This window comes from Acinetobacter sp., assembly GCF_045628685.1.
Lineage (GTDB): Bacteria > Pseudomonadota > Gammaproteobacteria > Pseudomonadales > Moraxellaceae > Acinetobacter.
This window is the reverse complement of record NZ_JAZQPV010000001.1, coordinates 19029-34311: the sequence shown is the minus strand read 5'-3', so window position 1 is coordinate 34311 and position 15283 is coordinate 19029. Positions and strand designations below refer to the sequence as shown.

Here is a 15283-nt window from a genome sequence, read left to right as displayed (position 1 = left end):
TAAAAAATGCCCCATAAGGCACTTTTTAGAGAGAACTTATTAAGAGGCTTCAGCCGTATTGGGTTTTGCCACTACATACCGGTTTTCAGGACGTTTTAAACCCAGGTTTTCACGTAAGGTGATCCCTTCATATTCGGTACGGAACAGGCCGCGACGTTGCAGTTCAGGCACAATAAATTCTACAAAATCATTCAGGCCTGCGGGGGTAGAAGGGGGCAAGACATTGAAGCCATCTGCAGCTTCATTTTCGAACCATTGCTGCAGTTGATCGACCACTTGTTCAGCTGTGCCAATCAAGGTCCAGTGACCACGGGCAGAGGCAATATATTCATACAACTGGCGAATGCTGAAGTTATGCTTAGCTGCAATCTCGATCATCATTTGCTGACGGCTGGACTTGATCTCAATATCTTCCAATTTCGGGAATGGTGCATCCAGGTCAAATTGAGATAAATCAATATCGCCAGCTAAACCGGAAATTAAGCCTAAACCGACATCCGGGTGAATCAGGCTATTCAGCAATTCATATTTTTCTTGAGCTTCCTGTTCGGTTTTTGCCACAAAAATGGATACGCCCGGCATGATTTTTAAGTCGTCGCTATGGCGACCGTATTTGCCTAAACGTACTTTGACATCACGGTAGAAGGCTTGGGCATCCTCCAAACTCTGCTGTGCAGTGAAAATGACTTCGGCATATTTGGCTGCAAGTTCACGACCATCTTCCGACTGGCCGGCTTGTACAATGACCGGGTAGCCTTGCGGTGAACGAGAGACATTGAGTGAGCCTTGTACATTGAAATATTTGCCTGCATGCAAGGGTTCATGCTGCTTGCTGGCATCAAAAAATTGACCGCTTTCTTTGTTATATAAAAATGAATCGTCTTCCCAAGAATCCCAAAGCTTTTGCGTTACTTCAATAAATTCATCTGCCCGTTCATAACGAACTTTGGCATCTGGATGGGCAGTAAAACCAAAGTTGCGTGCCGTATCAGCCGAAATGGTGGTCACCACATTCCATGCAGCACGGCCTTTAGAAATATGATCGAGGGAGGCAAATTTACGTGCCAAAAGGTAAGGTTCTTCATACGTGGTAGAGGCCGTAGCAATAAAACCAATATGTTGGGTGACTGCGGAAATGGCAGCAAATAAGGTCACCGGTTCAAAACCAACAACCTTGTCGCTATAACCAATACTTTGCTTGCTTTTGGACGCGCCGTGACTCCAGTTCACCGATAAACCGTCAGCAAGGAAATAGGCATCGAACAAACCTTTTTCTGCAGTTTTCGCTAATTCTATAACGTAATCAATGCTTAAATGATCTTGTGGACGAGACTGCGGGTGACGCCAGCCTGCTGCGTGCTGCGAGGTAGTTGGAATAAAAGCACCCAGTTTAATTTGTCGTTTAGACATGGTCATAGCCTATTGTAATCATTTATTTTCAACAGGGTTATAGCAAGGAATCAGGCGCTTGAAAAATACGATAAAATTAAATCCTTATCATCTATATGGGATAAGGAAATAGATCGTATTCATCAGTCTTTTGAAGCGGATTTCAAGAAGTTCGACGATTCTCTTAATTTGATTTTAAACCAAGGCCTTAACGGTTTTTTTCTTCCACACAAACTGATAATACAGACCTTGTAAAATACATAAGCAGACGAAGGCCAAGGCATAAGCATACCAGATGCCTTGCAAGCCCCACCATTGGCTGAACAAATAGGCGCACGGTACTTCAATGCCAATAATCGCGACAATATTAATAATCATGGGAACAGTCACAGTACCGCTGGCACGCATGATTGAAGCAAAAATGGCACTCCCACCAAAGAAGATAATCGACCACAACACAATAAATAAAAGTTGCTGTCCCAGTACAACCACCGTCGGGTCAGTGATAAACAACGCCATTAAATATTTTGAGAACAGATAGGCTAAAGCGACCAATCCACCAGTAATGACGATATTCATACCGAGTGCAGTACGCATCACTTTATTCAGGAGTTCCGATTTTCCTGCACCAATGGCCTGAGCGGCAAAAATGGAAGCAGCAATCGAAATAGACAGGGCCGGGAATTGAATGTAGTTCAACACCTGATTGACTGCACCATAGGCTGCAGTGGCATGGGAACCATAACGATTCACCAAGCCGACAATCACCAAACCGGCAACGGAAGTTGTCACCATCTGAATGCCAGTTGGAATGCCCAAACGCAGAATGATGATACTGAGTTCACGTTGATGGCGAATATGACTGAGCAGATGACGGTCAGGCTTAAGTGGATGATCTTTTTTATTTAAGTACACGGCCAAAAAGATCAGTACCGCAAGATAACCGACAATGGTGGCAATGGCAGGTGCCACAATGCCCATTTTCGGAAAGCCAAAATATCCCGCAATCAATACAGGGGTGATTAGTACGCCAATCAGAATGGTCATGCCCGATGCAATCAGCGGGGTGGTGCTGTCACCGACACCGCGTAAAATTGAAGTATAAATAATATAAATAAACAGTAACGGACTGCCGGCAAGCATCCACTGTACATAAGGCAGTGACAGATGCATGACATCGGGATCTGTGCCTAAGGCAAGCAGAATATGTTCAGCAAAGAGCACTCCAAGCAGGGCAATAATACTGCCACCAATTAAAGTCATAAACAGGGTTGAACCGACGACATAGCGGACTTTTTCAACATTTTTCGCCCCCCACGCTTGCCCAACCAACACGGTTGAACCCGCGGAAAGTCCAATCACAAAAGCCATTAGACAGAACAAAATCGGGAAGAACACAGATACGGCGGCAATGGCATTTACTCCCATCATTTGCCCTACAAAAACGGTATTAATCGTGCCTGAAAGGTTCTGCAAAATATTAGTTGCAATCAACGGCAGCAGGAAAACTAAAAAGGTTTTCCATAATTTTTGTTGAGTGAGCAGTGATTGATGGTGAGACATTGAGCGTCCTGTAAAAGTGTTTTTATCGTTTTGCAGATTTAAACTCACCCTACCTGAGTTCGCTTAAAAAAGCCTTAGTTGTTAAGTAACTAAGACTTAAATGTATGAACAAATCATGGACTTAAACAGCAGATAAAATGGCAGATGCCTGTTCTAAGGTTTCATCTTTTTTGGCAAAACAAAACCGAATTAGACGTAAATTTTCGGGCGCTTGCTGATAAAAAACCGAAACAGGAATGGCGACAATACCATGATGTTCAGCGAGAAATTTACACATCTCGACATCGTTTAAATCGGGACGAATTGCACTGTAATTTAAGTTCTGGAAATAAGTTCCTTGCGACGGACTAAAGTGAAAGCGTGAGTTGCGGATGCCTGAATTAAAAAGATCACGTTTGTCCTGATAGAAGTCGGCAAGCTGATCAATATGTTCAGGATGCTGCTGCATAAAAGTTGCCAGTGCCATTTGTATGGGGGTTACACCGCAGAAACTGACAAATTGATACACCTGTCTAAATAGTTTCATCAGTTCGGGTGAGGCAATACAGTAACCGGTTTTCCAGCCAGTGACATGGAAGGTTTTACCAAAGGAACCCACCACAATACTACGGTCACGCAATTCAGGAAAAGACAGTGCCGAATAGTGTTTTTGGCCATCATAAACCAGATGTTCATAGACCTCATCGGATAGCACCACAATATTTTTATCACGAATCAGTTCAATTAAATTTAGCCAGTCCTGATGTGACCAAATTGCACCTGTAGGGTTGTGAGGGGTATTCACAATGATCATTCGGGTCTTGTCGTTAATAGCATCCTTGACCTGATTCCAGTTCACGGAAAACTCGGGCGCAAGCAGAGGAATATGAATGGCTTTGCCACCCACCAGTTTAACGCTGGGTCCATAACTGTCATAGCAGGGATCGAAAATAATGACTTCATCACCAGCATGAATGAGTGCCTGAATGGTGCAAAAAATCCCGATGGTTGCGCCTGGGGTAATGGTGATTTCAGCGACGGGATCAATCACCAGTTGATCGCGTTTTAAAAATTGATGTGCCAATTGTTCACGTAGCGAAATCAGTCCATCACTGGGTGCATATTGATTAAAACCATTTAAAGTCGCTTGGCTTAAAGCTTTTAATAGGGCAGGCGGAGCTGCAAAGTCTGGGAAACCTTGAGAGAGATTTAAGGCATTCAGGCGATGTGCCATTGCAGTCATCACGCTAAAAATAGTCAGCCCTTGTGCGGGTAGTTTGGAATGGAAGTCAATCATGACCTGAACTCTTGAATATTGTTATTCTTTTCAGTGTAGCAGTAAGCGTGGAACCGAAAAATAAAAGTCCAGATTTAATCGCTACATTTTTTAACCTTATCTTATCCATTTAAGTGAATGCAGCTTTTTGTCAAAATAACAAAAAACTCACCTGACTAAAAAAAACAACATTTTCTAGAATATAGCCACGAATAAAAATAAAATTATTGGAATAACCGTGAATCACGGATAAGAAATTAACGTGAAAAAAAGTGCCTGAAAACTATTAGGGAGTTACCACACAACCTATGCTTTCAGCCACCATGTTTCTTGTGCCATATCTGGCTCATACATATTTGTTCTGCATCATTGATGACTTTTTTCAAAAATTTAAAGCAACCTATTTTTAATTTATTCTTCCAAAACCTCTTCCAGTAATTCCTTGCTCGGTGCAAAGTAATAAGCACCATCGAGCGGAGTGACAAAATGCAGCAGACGGTCATGAAGACCATCGCCAGCTGTACCAAACATATGTTGCAACATATGGTCAATAATTTCTAAGTTCTTGGTATAAGCAATAAAGAACAAGCCCTGGTCAGCTTTGCCATCGCCATAAGGAAGAGAGTGACGAAGAATTTCCATTTCTTCGCCTTCGTTATCTTCAATCACAACACGGGCAATGTGGGCATTCTTCGGTTTAACCTCATCATTCAGTTCAATAGACTCTAACTTGGTTCGACCGATCGCATTTTCTTGCGCATCGACTTTTAGTTGTTTCCATTTTGCCAAGTCATGTGCATAGCGCTGCGCAAATACAAAAGAACCATCGGCAAAAATTCCCGTATCTTCACCCAATAATGCAACTTCTGTACGGTCATCTGGAAATTGCGGATTTTCAGTACCATCAATAAAACCGGTAATGTCACGGCCGTCAAAATAACGGAAACATACACGTTCATCCAGCACCTCAACTTTATCTTGAATACCTTCAAAGAAGGATTGGCTTAATGCAAAACAAATATCAGTACGTTGAGATGCAACATGAATTAGAACATCGGCAGGGGCAACAGGCATCTGAAATGAACCCTGAATCGGTTTCAATTGTTTAAAACCTGCCGGTATTTGGTTGTATAGCTTTGTCCAAAGTTCAGGACCAAAAGCGACACCTGTCTTAATTTGCGCGTTAGGATGTTGCGTGATTAAGCGATCACGTGTGGTAAATAAATCTGCAAGTTTTTCTTTTAACTCATCAATTGTTAGGTCTTTTAAACGTAAAACAATAAACCGGGCATGATCTGAAGGTAACGGTAAAATTACAGATTGGGCAGTCATACATGGCTCCTAACAATTTTTATAAAATACGTGGCGGGCTTTATTGTGCCTCATCACTGCCAATGTGAATAGTCCAAAGCTTATCCAGCCTCGGATTTTTAAGGCATTTGAAAGATGAAAAGTCATATAATACCTCCACATTTCTATCTCCTTATATTTTATGTCTTACCAAGTTTGGCTGGCGTATATGCTGGCGTGTTGGGTGATTAGCATTTCTCCTGGCGCAGGTGCAATTGCTTCTATGTCGAGTGGTTTAAACTATGGCTTTCGCCGTGGCTACTGGAATGCTTTAGGTCTGCAGCTTGCATTATTGGTACAAATTGGGATTGTGGCTGCCGGGGTAGGGGTACTGTTTGCGACTACTCCCTGGGCCTTTTTAGTGGTGAAATGGTTTGGCGTACTGTATTTATTGTATCTGGCTTATTTGCAATGGAAAGCCCGGACTCAGTCGATTGAGATTCAACAGGAACACCCGGATAAATCAATTGCCAAATTGGTCTTGCATGGCTTCTTGGTCAACATGAGCAATCCCAAAGCGATTGTATTTTTACTTGCGGTGTTGCCGCAGTTTCTAGATTTGTCCAAACCACAGTGGATCCAATATCTGATTATGGCACTCACCATGGTCACCATTGATTTGATTGTGATGGCGGGTTATACCGGACTCGCAGCTAAAGTTTTACGGTTAATGAAATCGCCAAAACAGCAAAAATATATGAACCGTACTTTTGCAGTGTTGTTTGCCTGTGCGGCAAGTTTACTCAGTCTGGTACATCAGTAATTATTAAAGCCATAAATATGTTAATGGTTTTATTGTTGATTTTAAATAATAATTCATCTAATTTGACCGCATGAAAACAACAATAGGCAAAGCAACATGTCAATGCTGTTATGGATTTTTATCTATGTTTTACACTGCATTGTAACCAAGTGGATTATATCGTGGAACGGTGCAGCTTATATTCAGGGCTGGAAAACTTGGTTTATCTTTAATACTTCTCAATCTGAGGAGTGGACTAAAGATCAGGTCATCATGATGGCGTGGTTCTTTTGGATTGCATTTACCATTTTATTTTTGATTGGACTCTTTCATCCTGAATTTCGATTTTATAAATTAAAAAATAGTCTTTAAAAATGCCATGATCAAGTAACCAAAACTTATTATGGTATTGGTTACTTGTTGGGGCTTAACTCAGCTTTTTAAACTTCTGCACTGCAAAAATCACCGCAAATAAAATCGCCATGGTGAGCACAATAGTTAAGCCGGTCGAAGTATCTAAACCTGCACTTGACCATAAACCGACACTAATCCCAATTTGTGCAACCACAAACGCCCAAACCACCATCTGTTTTGGCGAGTGTGCGAGTAAGCGTGCAGTTAATGCCGGAATCACCAGTAAAGCACCCATCAATAATGAACCTACGGCACGTAAAGCCAATACGGTAAAGAGTGCCAATAACAGCATAAACACCAGACGTTGCCATTTGGCATTTACTCCTTCACTGACGGCCATATCAGGATCAATCGCAATTTGGATTTGAGCCTGCCAGTTTTTATACAGTACAGCTAAAGCGGCAATAATGACAAAAGCAAACATCGGTAGATCTGACCAGGAAATTTGTAGCAGATCACCAAATAGATAGCTGAGCAGTTCAGGTCTTAAGCTTGGAATATGCTGAATAAACAGTAAACCTGAGCAGAGTAGGGTCGCTGAACACAGCGCCAGCAAAGCATCATTGGGCAGGCGAGGATCATGCAGCACCCATAAAATACCGACCAACAAGAAGGCCAACGCAGTCACGCCTAACCAGAGTGGCAGACTTAAGGCACCGGCAATGGCAACACCCAGTAAAGTGCCATGTGCCATGGTATCGGCAAAAAAAGACATTCGTCGCCATAACATTAAACAACCTAGGGGCGCAGTTAGAAACACCAGTAATGTTCCCATGGTCCATGCAGGTAACAATATTTGTAACCATTCCATCATGGCTTAAGCTTCCGGTTCGGGATGAATATGGGGACGAGGATCATGCTGGCATGGCATTACACTATCACCATGTGCACAATGATCATGATGATGTTGATAGAAAGCGCGATTGGTGCCAAAAATGGCCTGATACTCTGGATGCTTCTGTACATTTTCAGGTAAGCCGCTGCAACAGATATGCTTGTTCAAACATACCACGCGGTGTGTACCTTGCATCACCCATTGCAGATCATGCGATACCATTAATACGGCACAACCATATTTGATTGGCAAGCTTCTGACATATTCATACAGCTCAGCTTCAGATTGAATATCTAAGCCTTGCATCGGTTCATCCAGAACCAGAACATCGGGTTGACGCAGTAAAGCGCGCGCCAACAAAACCCGTTGTCGTTCGCCACCCGAGAGTTGCTGGACTTTGCAATCCTGTAGTTTGGTAATACCGGTATCGCGAATAATTTCTGCTTTTCTGGCCGCCTCACATTTTTCTAAAGCCAATAAGTCCTGCACGCGTAAAGGCAGGCTATGCGACGGATTGAACTTTTGCGGCACATAAGAAAATTTTAATTTTTTATGACTATGAATTTTGCCTGAATTGGCTTTAATAATTCCTAACAGGACTTTAATAAGCGTGGATTTCCCCGCGCCATTCGGACCAATCAGCGTGACAATTTCTCGCTCATGTAAGGCGAAATCGACATTCTTTAAAATGTCACGTTCATCGATGCGTACACTGATCTTGTCTAAGGCAATCAGTATATGAGCGTTTACGGTTTGTTGCGACACTGCTGACATATCCCGGAAATTTCAATAATACTGTGATGTGCAGTAAATTGATCAGATGCTGAAAGCGCATCTAATTGTGTTAATAAACCCTGTGCAGAAGCTTCCGTCACATTTTTGCAATCGGTACAAATTAAAAATGCCGCCTGATGTCCTTCACGTGGATGACAGCATGGAATATAGGCATTAATCGAGGTTAAGCGGTGGATTAAACCTTTTTCTAATAAAAAGTCTAACGTCCGATAAACTGTCGGTGGAGCAGCAGGGCGGTCTGAATCGCTCTTGATTTTAGCCAGTAAGTCATATGCACCCATAGGGCCTGTGGCGTTTAAAATCAGTCCTAAGACTTCTTTGCGTAACGGTGTTAAACGTGCGCCCGTCGTTGCACAGAGGTTTTCCGCTTCAGCAAGACGCGTTTCGACATTATGATGGTCGTGTACGCCATGTAATGCATTGTGATGTTCGTGAGAACATGAGCTCATAGCCAACCTCAAGTGCGAAATTTATAAAAACAAATGGACCGTAAATCTTACCATGAAGCGATACCTGTTTCGATTGGGCATAGGCATTTTTATCGATTTGTTATATTATAACACCTGTTAAATCTTTGGTGATCTTCTTTCATGTCCCGTATCTTTGCATTTTGTGTGCTTGCTTTATTTAGTAGCTTAAGCTGGGCACAAAATTTAGTGGTCTCTACGCATCCAATTTATCTTATTGCTAAAGAAATCACGCAAGGTATTGAAAAGCCTGTACTGTTATTAGCTGATCAAACCGGACACGATGTCACGCTTACGCCCGCACACCGCAAAGCAATTCTAGATGCCTCATTGGTAATCTGGCTGGGCAAGGCACATGAAGCTCCGCTTGATAAACTGTTGTCTGATAATTCCAAAGCCATTTCTATTTTAGATTCAGGTATCGTGCAAACCTTGCCACAGCGCAATACCCGGGGGGTGGCTTTAAAAAATACCGTCGATACCCATGTCTGGCTTGATCCAAACAATGCGGTGCGGATTGGCTTCTTTATAGCTGCACTGCGTTCACAACAAATGCCCGAGCATCGGGAAGCTTACTTTAAGAATGCACGTGCTTTTGCTCAAAAAATGTTCTTAACAGCACAGCATTTTAATGTAAATGGTAAAATTCAGCCTTATTGGGCATATCACGATGCTTATCAATATTTGGAACGGGCCTTAAATCTGAAGTTTGCTGGTGCATTGACCGATGATCCGCATGTTGCCCCGACCATAGCACAAATTAAATACTTAAATGACAGCCGCCCAAGCCGTACTATGTGCCTCTTGGCAGAAGGCCATGCCAGTAAAAACCAATACCAGAAATTGAAGCCGATTACCTTTCAGGCAGTAGATGAAAGTATGGGCGGGGCAGGGGATTTTGTCGGGGCCTGGAAAAAACTTGCCGAGCAAACCCATAACTGTGTGCTAAATGCACGAAAATAATATAAAAAATAAACAACTATTGATTAGTAACGAAGCAACTTGCTGGTTGAAAAAAACCAGACTTAAGTCGGGAAAAGATTGCATGTTCAGGGGTGTAACTCTATAATGCCTGCGATTAAAAACGATCATCAGCTAAACTTGTCAAGCATGAATGCTGTGAGTGAATAAATAAATGAGCCGAACTAGTCGCATGATTGATCGACGATTAGCGAAAGCTTTGGTCATCTTACAGACATGCATGATCCCTGTTTCAGCCTTGATAGCGTGGGTCCTGAAAGACTCAACTGCAGCTTACAGTGCCGCACTTGGTGCGTTGGTGTGTTGGCTTGCAAGTTGTTATTTTTCTTGGCAATCGTTTCGAGCCGCAGGTGCCCGAGCTTCAAAACAGGTTCTTTCGAACATGTATAGAGGCTTGATGGGCAAGTTTGCAATTGTGATCGTTGGTTTCATTTTAATTTTAAGTAACGTTAAACCGTTGTCAGCGGTGGCGTTATTTTGTGGTTTTATCCTCGTTCAAACCATGTCGTGGGTCGCTCCTTTTTTGGCGTCACGTCTACAAAAACGGGGTTAAACACAACAAAAAATTGAAAAGTTTTTTAGGAGATGGACGAGATATCAGGCAGCACGCGATGTTCGTTCACTCTATTTAGTATTTGACATTGACCAGGTGTGATTTATGGCTGCTGAAGAACATGCGCTTACTTCGACCGAGTATATCAAGCATCACTTGACCAATTTAACCTATGGCAAAATGCCGGATGGTTCTTGGAAATTGGCTGAGACTGCTGATGAAGCTCAACAGATGGGGTTCACTGCTATTCACTTGGATTCAATGGGTTGGTCTATCACGCTTGGTGTGATTTTCTGTTTGTTGTTCTGGATTGTAGCGAAAGCTGCAAACTCTGGTGTTCCTACCAAGTTCCAGTCTGCAATTGAAATGATTATCGAGTTTGTTGACTCAAGTGTCCGCGATACTTTCCATGGCAAGTCACGTTTGATTGCGCCTTTAGCCCTCACAATTTTTGTGTGGATTTTCCTGATGAATGCGATGGATTTACTTCCAGTAGATTTCATTCCGCATCTGGCAGGAATTATTGGCTCAAACGTATTTGGTATGGATCCTCACCACGTTTACTTCAAGATTGTTCCATCTACTGACCCTAACATTACCCTTGGTATGTCATTGTCTGTATTTGTCCTTATCTTGTTCTACAGTATCCGTGAAAAGGGTATTGGCGGTTTCGTTGGCGAATTGGCACTTAACCCGTTCAATCCAAGTAACCCAATTGCAAAAGCGTTGCTTATTCCAGTGAACTTAATTCTGGAATTGGTAACTTTCCTTGCACGTCCAGTTTCATTGGCTCTACGACTGTTCGGTAACATGTATGCGGGTGAATTAATCTTCATTCTTATCGCGTTATTACCGTTCTGGATCCAGTGGGCGTTGTCTGTGCCTTGGGCGATCTTCCACATTCTTGTTATTACGCTACAAGCATTCATTTTCATGATGTTGACTATCGTATACTTGAGTATGGCTAGCGAAAAACATTAATGGTATTGCCTGACTGTCACGAGATGGTTGGGTACAGTTTTCTAACTTAATTTGGTATAAAACCTAACCTCTGAGGAATTATCATGGAACTCACTTTAGGTCTAGTTGCAATTGCATCTGCTATCTTGATCGCTTTTGGTGCTTTAGGTACTGCGATTGGTTTTGGTCTTTTAGGCGGCCGTTTCCTTGAAGCTGTTGCTCGTCAACCAGAATTGGCTCCACAACTTCAAACTCGTATGTTCTTAATCGCAGGTCTTCTTGATGCTGTGCCTATGATCGGTGTTGGTATTGGCTTGTTCTTCATCTTCGCTAATCCATTTGTAGGTTAATCAGCTTAATTCCTAAATTAAACTATTGAGGAATAGCTATGAATATCAACCTCACATTGATTGGCCAAGCAATTGCATTTGCGATGTTTGTCGCATTCTGCATGAAGTTTGTATGGCCACCACTAATCAATGCGATTAGTGAACGTCAGCGTCGTATCGCTGATGGGCTAAATGCTGCCGAAAAAGCAAAAGCTGACCTTGCCGATGCGCAAGCTCAAGTAAAAGCTGAATTAGATGCAGCAAAAGCACAAGCGGCTCAATTGATCGAACAAGCGAACCGTCGTGGTGCACAATTGATCGAAGAAGCGCGTACCCAAGCAGCTGCTGAAGGTGAGCGTATCCGTCAACAGGCGAAAGAAACTGTTGATACTGAAATCAATGCTGCACGCGAAGAATTACGTCAACAAGTTGCTGCCTTGGCAGTTACTGGTGCAGAAAAAATTCTGAACCAGCAAGTTGATGCGGAAGCTCACAATGCCATGCTTACTCAGCTGGCTGCTAAACTTTAAGCGAGGCGATTATGGCTGAACTCTTGACGTTGGCACGCCCGTACGCAAAAGCAGCATTTGCTTTCGCTTCTGAGCAAGGTGCAACTGACAATTGGTCGAATGTGTTACAAGTGCTCAGTGCTGCGGTGCAAGACGAAGCATTTTCCGCTTATTTGAATCGCCCTGAGCTTACTCCTGCGGAGCAGGTCAGTGTTTTTGCAAAAGTTTTAGGTGAGAATCAAACTCAAGAAGTGTCAAACTTTTTGACTCTTCTTGCAGACAACGATCGTTTAGCGTTGTTACCTGAAATTGAAACAGAATACGAACTGCTTAAATCACAGAATAACAATACTGTGGATGTTGTGATTGAATCGGCATTCCCTGTAACTTCTGCACAGGAACAATTACTGGCTCAAGCGTTAGAGAAAAAATTTAACGCTGCTGTAAATGTAACTGTAGAAGTTAAACCAGAGCTTATTGCTGGTGTAGTTATTCGTGCAGGCGACCAAGTGATAGATGACTCTGCACTTAACAAGCTTGAAAAAATGCGGACTCGTCTTCTTGCGTAATTCGCTTGAAAATAGCGACGTATAAGAAGACTGAACTTTAAAAAGATTGAGGTATAGCGCAATGCAACAACTGAATCCATCCGAGATCAGTGCGCTCATTAAACAGCGTATCGGCGATCTGGACACCAGCGCGACCGCTAAGAACGAAGGGACCATTGTTATGGTTTCCGACGGTATTGTGCGTATTCACGGCCTAGCTGATGCTATGTACGGTGAAATGATCGAATTCGACGGCGGCTTATTTGGTATGGCACTGAACCTAGAACAGGATTCAGTGGGCGTCGTTGTTTTAGGTAACTACTTAAGCCTTCAAGAAGGTCAAAAAGCTCGTTGCACAGGTCGTGTATTAGAAGTTCCGGTTGGTCCAGAACTTTTAGGCCGTGTGGTAGATGCTTTGGGTAACCCAATTGATGCTAAAGGCCCAATTGATGCAAAATTAACTGATGCTGTTGAAAAAGTAGCACCAGGCGTAATTTGGCGTCAATCAGTGGATGAGCCTGTACAAACTGGTTATAAATCAGTAGATACAATGATCCCTGTAGGCCGTGGTCAACGTGAGTTGATCATTGGTGACCGTCAAACTGGTAAAACAGCAATGGCGATCGACGCGATCATCGCTCAGAAAAACTCTGGCATTAAATGTGTATACGTAGCAATTGGTCAAAAACAATCGACTATCGCTAACGTGGTACGCAAGCTAGAAGAAACTGGCGCTATGGCGTATACAACTGTTGTCGCAGCAGGTGCATCAGATCCAGCAGCAATGCTGTATTTGGCTCCGTACTCTGGCTGTACAATGGGCGAATACTTCCGTGACCGTGGTGAAGACGCGTTAATCATTTATGATGACTTGTCTAAACAAGCTGTTGCGTATCGTCAAATTTCATTGCTTTTACGCCGTCCACCAGGTCGTGAAGCGTATCCAGGTGACGTGTTCTATCTACATTCACGTCTACTTGAACGTGCTTCTCGTGTATCTGCTGACTACGTTGAGAAATTCACTAACGGTGAAGTTAAAGGCCAAACTGGTTCATTAACTGCATTACCTATTATTGAAACTCAAGCAGGTGACGTATCTGCATTCGTACCGACCAACGTAATTTCGATTACAGATGGTCAGATCTTCCTTGAAACATCATTATTCAACGCAGGTATTCGTCCTGCTGTGAACGCGGGTATCTCTGTATCTCGTGTTGGTGGTTCTGCGCAAACGAAGATCATCAAAAAATTGTCTGGTGGTATCCGTACCGCTTTGGCTCAATACCGTGAATTGGCAGCGTTTGCTCAGTTCGCTTCTGACCTTGATGAAGCAACTCGTAAACAGCTTGAACATGGTCAACGTGTAACTGAATTAATGAAGCAAAAACAATATGCTCCATATTCAATTGCTGACCAAGCTGTTTCAATTTATGCATCTAACGAAGGTTATATGACTGACGTTGACGTTAAGAAAATCGTTGCATTTGATGCGGCGCTTGTTTCTTACTTCCGTTCAGAACACGCTGCGTTAATGCAAAAAATTGACGAGACTGGTGCTTGGGATAAAGAAATCGAAGCAGCATTCAAAGCTGGTATTGAAAGCTTTAAAGCGACTCAAACTTACTAATTTTAGCAATTGCTAAAAGCTAGTGGGCTTGGTTCACGGAATCAACCTTCGGAGGCTTGAAAAAGCCTTCGAATACTAGGTTAAGCGTATGGCAAATTTAAAAGAAATTCGCGCCAAAGTAGCTAGTATCAAGTCGACGCAGAAAATTACGCGTGCGATGCAGATGGTAGCTGCTTCTAAAATGCGTCGTGCGCAAGAGCGCATGGCTCAAGGCCGTCCGTATGCCGAAAATATGCACCGTGTAATTGCTCATTTGGTCCAAGCGAACCCTGAATATAAACACCGTTATATGGTTGAACGTCCGGTAAAACGCGTTGGCTATATCATTGTGTCTTCAGATCGTGGCCTTGCTGGTGGTTTGAACATTAACCTGTTCAAGAAAGTGGTCAAACACGTCCAACAGCAACAAGAGCAGTCAATTGAAGTTCAATTTGCTTTAATTGGTCAAAAAGCGGTTTCGTTTTTTAAAAACTACGGCGGTAAAGTGCTTGGTGCAACCACTCAAGTGGGTGATGCTCCTAGTCTTGAACAGTTATCTGGTTCTGTACAGGTGATGTTGGATGCGTATGATAAAGGCGAGTTAGATCGTATTTATCTAGTGTCTAACGGCTTCGTGAATGCCATGACTCAAAATCAAAAGATTGAGCAACTCGTTCCTTTGGCAGCTGCTGAAGACGGCGAGAATCTGAACCGTTCATACGGTTGGGATTATCTCTATGAACCAGAAGCTGAAGAGCTATTAAATGGTTTATTGGTTCGCTATATCGAGTCTGTGGTGTATCAGGGTGTGATTGAAAACATCGCATGTGAGCAATCTGCACGTATGGTGGCAATGAAAGCTGCTACCGACAATGCGGGTGATATCATCAAGAGCCTACAACTTATTTATAACAAGCTGCGTCAAGCCGCGATTACTCAGGAAATTTCTGAGATCGTTGGTGGTGCCGCTGCCGTTTAACATTATTT

At 42.9% G+C, this 15283-nt stretch carries 17 protein-coding genes; 10 read left to right on the top strand and 7 right to left on the bottom strand.

Going from position 1 to position 15283, the window contains the following annotated elements:
- Nucleotides 1-39 precede the first annotated feature (39 nt).
- The 4 genes from ACKI4H_RS00180 to ACKI4H_RS00165 all read right to left on the bottom strand — a co-directional run bounded on the left by ACKI4H_RS00180 (nt 40) and on the right by ACKI4H_RS00165 (nt 5539).
- Nucleotides 40-1410, bottom strand: a complete 1371-nt coding sequence (locus ACKI4H_RS00180) for an LLM class flavin-dependent oxidoreductase (RefSeq protein WP_407303078.1) — start codon at nt 1408-1410, stop codon at nt 40-42.
- A gap of 174 nt (nt 1411-1584) precedes the next feature.
- The gene (locus tag ACKI4H_RS00175) at nt 1585-2952 is read right to left on the bottom strand and encodes an MATE family efflux transporter (protein ID WP_407303077.1); all 1368 of its coding nucleotides are present in this window, start codon (nt 2950-2952) and stop codon (nt 1585-1587) included.
- A 121-nt stretch (nt 2953-3073) separates the two neighbouring features.
- On the bottom strand, nt 3074-4228 hold the full coding sequence (locus ACKI4H_RS00170; protein WP_407303076.1) for a methionine aminotransferase: 1155 nt from the start codon (nt 4226-4228) through the stop codon (nt 3074-3076).
- 390 nt (nt 4229-4618) lie between these two features.
- Nucleotides 4619-5539 carry a Dyp-type peroxidase gene (locus ACKI4H_RS00165; RefSeq protein ID WP_407303075.1) on the bottom strand — a complete coding sequence of 307 codons (921 nt, stop codon included), beginning with the start codon at nt 5537-5539 and terminating at the stop codon, nt 4619-4621.
- A 160-nt stretch (nt 5540-5699) separates the two neighbouring features.
- Here ACKI4H_RS00165 and ACKI4H_RS00160 point away from each other — a divergent pair, with 160 nt between their 5' ends.
- Nucleotides 5700-6320 (top strand): LysE family transporter, encoded by a 621-nt coding sequence (locus ACKI4H_RS00160; RefSeq protein WP_407303074.1) that lies wholly within the window; start codon nt 5700-5702, stop codon nt 6318-6320.
- A gap of 96 nt (nt 6321-6416) precedes the next feature.
- The gene (locus ACKI4H_RS00155; RefSeq protein WP_407303073.1) at nt 6417-6671 is read left to right on the top strand and encodes a hypothetical protein; all 255 of its coding nucleotides are present in this window, start codon (nt 6417-6419) and stop codon (nt 6669-6671) included.
- Between the two features lie 55 nt (nt 6672-6726).
- Here ACKI4H_RS00155 and znuB read toward each other — a convergent pair whose 3' ends face one another.
- The 3 genes from znuB to ACKI4H_RS00140 are packed head-to-tail and all read right to left on the bottom strand — an operon-like array spanning nt 6727 to nt 8792.
- Nucleotides 6727-7527, bottom strand: a complete 801-nt coding sequence (znuB, locus tag ACKI4H_RS00150; RefSeq protein WP_407303071.1) for a zinc ABC transporter permease subunit ZnuB — start codon at nt 7525-7527, stop codon at nt 6727-6729.
- Nucleotides 7528-7530: 3 nt separating this feature from the next.
- On the bottom strand, nt 7531-8322 hold the full coding sequence (gene znuC, locus ACKI4H_RS00145) for a zinc ABC transporter ATP-binding protein ZnuC (RefSeq protein WP_407303069.1): 792 nt from the start codon (nt 8320-8322) through the stop codon (nt 7531-7533).
- Complete coding sequence (locus tag ACKI4H_RS00140; protein ID WP_407303068.1) at nt 8295-8792, bottom strand: transcriptional repressor; 498 nt, start codon at nt 8790-8792, stop codon at nt 8295-8297. The genes znuC and ACKI4H_RS00140 overlap by 28 nt, the downstream gene beginning before the upstream one ends.
- Nucleotides 8793-8933: 141 nt before the next feature.
- On the opposite strand from ACKI4H_RS00140, the gene ACKI4H_RS00135 reads away from it, so the two are divergent.
- From ACKI4H_RS00135 to atpG, 8 genes are all read left to right on the top strand, one after another.
- A complete protein-coding gene (locus ACKI4H_RS00135) occupies nt 8934-9773 on the top strand; it encodes a metal ABC transporter solute-binding protein, Zn/Mn family (protein ID WP_407303067.1) in 840 nt (279 codons plus the stop codon).
- Nucleotides 9774-9945: 172 nt separating this feature from the next.
- A complete protein-coding gene (locus ACKI4H_RS00130; RefSeq protein WP_407303065.1) occupies nt 9946-10344 on the top strand; it encodes an ATP synthase subunit I in 399 nt (132 codons plus the stop codon).
- A 105-nt stretch (nt 10345-10449) separates the two neighbouring features.
- Nucleotides 10450-11325 carry a F0F1 ATP synthase subunit A gene (gene atpB, locus ACKI4H_RS00125; protein WP_407303064.1) on the top strand — a complete coding sequence of 292 codons (876 nt, stop codon included), beginning with the start codon at nt 10450-10452 and terminating at the stop codon, nt 11323-11325.
- Between the two features lie 83 nt (nt 11326-11408).
- Nucleotides 11409-11654 carry a F0F1 ATP synthase subunit C gene (gene atpE, locus ACKI4H_RS00120; RefSeq protein WP_000424060.1) on the top strand — a complete coding sequence of 82 codons (246 nt, stop codon included), beginning with the start codon at nt 11409-11411 and terminating at the stop codon, nt 11652-11654.
- Between the two features lie 38 nt (nt 11655-11692).
- Nucleotides 11693-12163 (top strand): F0F1 ATP synthase subunit B, encoded by a 471-nt coding sequence (locus tag ACKI4H_RS00115; RefSeq protein WP_131290525.1) that lies wholly within the window; start codon nt 11693-11695, stop codon nt 12161-12163.
- Nucleotides 12164-12174: 11 nt separating this feature from the next.
- Nucleotides 12175-12711: a F0F1 ATP synthase subunit delta gene (locus ACKI4H_RS00110; RefSeq protein WP_407303062.1), complete on the top strand. Its 537-nt coding sequence runs from the start codon at nt 12175-12177 to the stop codon at nt 12709-12711.
- A 61-nt stretch (nt 12712-12772) separates the two neighbouring features.
- Entirely contained in the window at nt 12773-14317 is a 1545-nt protein-coding gene (gene atpA, locus ACKI4H_RS00105) for a F0F1 ATP synthase subunit alpha (protein WP_284067689.1), read from the top strand.
- Nucleotides 14318-14405: 88 nt separating this feature from the next.
- The gene (atpG, locus tag ACKI4H_RS00100) at nt 14406-15275 is read left to right on the top strand and encodes a F0F1 ATP synthase subunit gamma (RefSeq protein ID WP_407303061.1); all 870 of its coding nucleotides are present in this window, start codon (nt 14406-14408) and stop codon (nt 15273-15275) included.
- Nucleotides 15276-15283 lie beyond the last annotated feature (8 nt).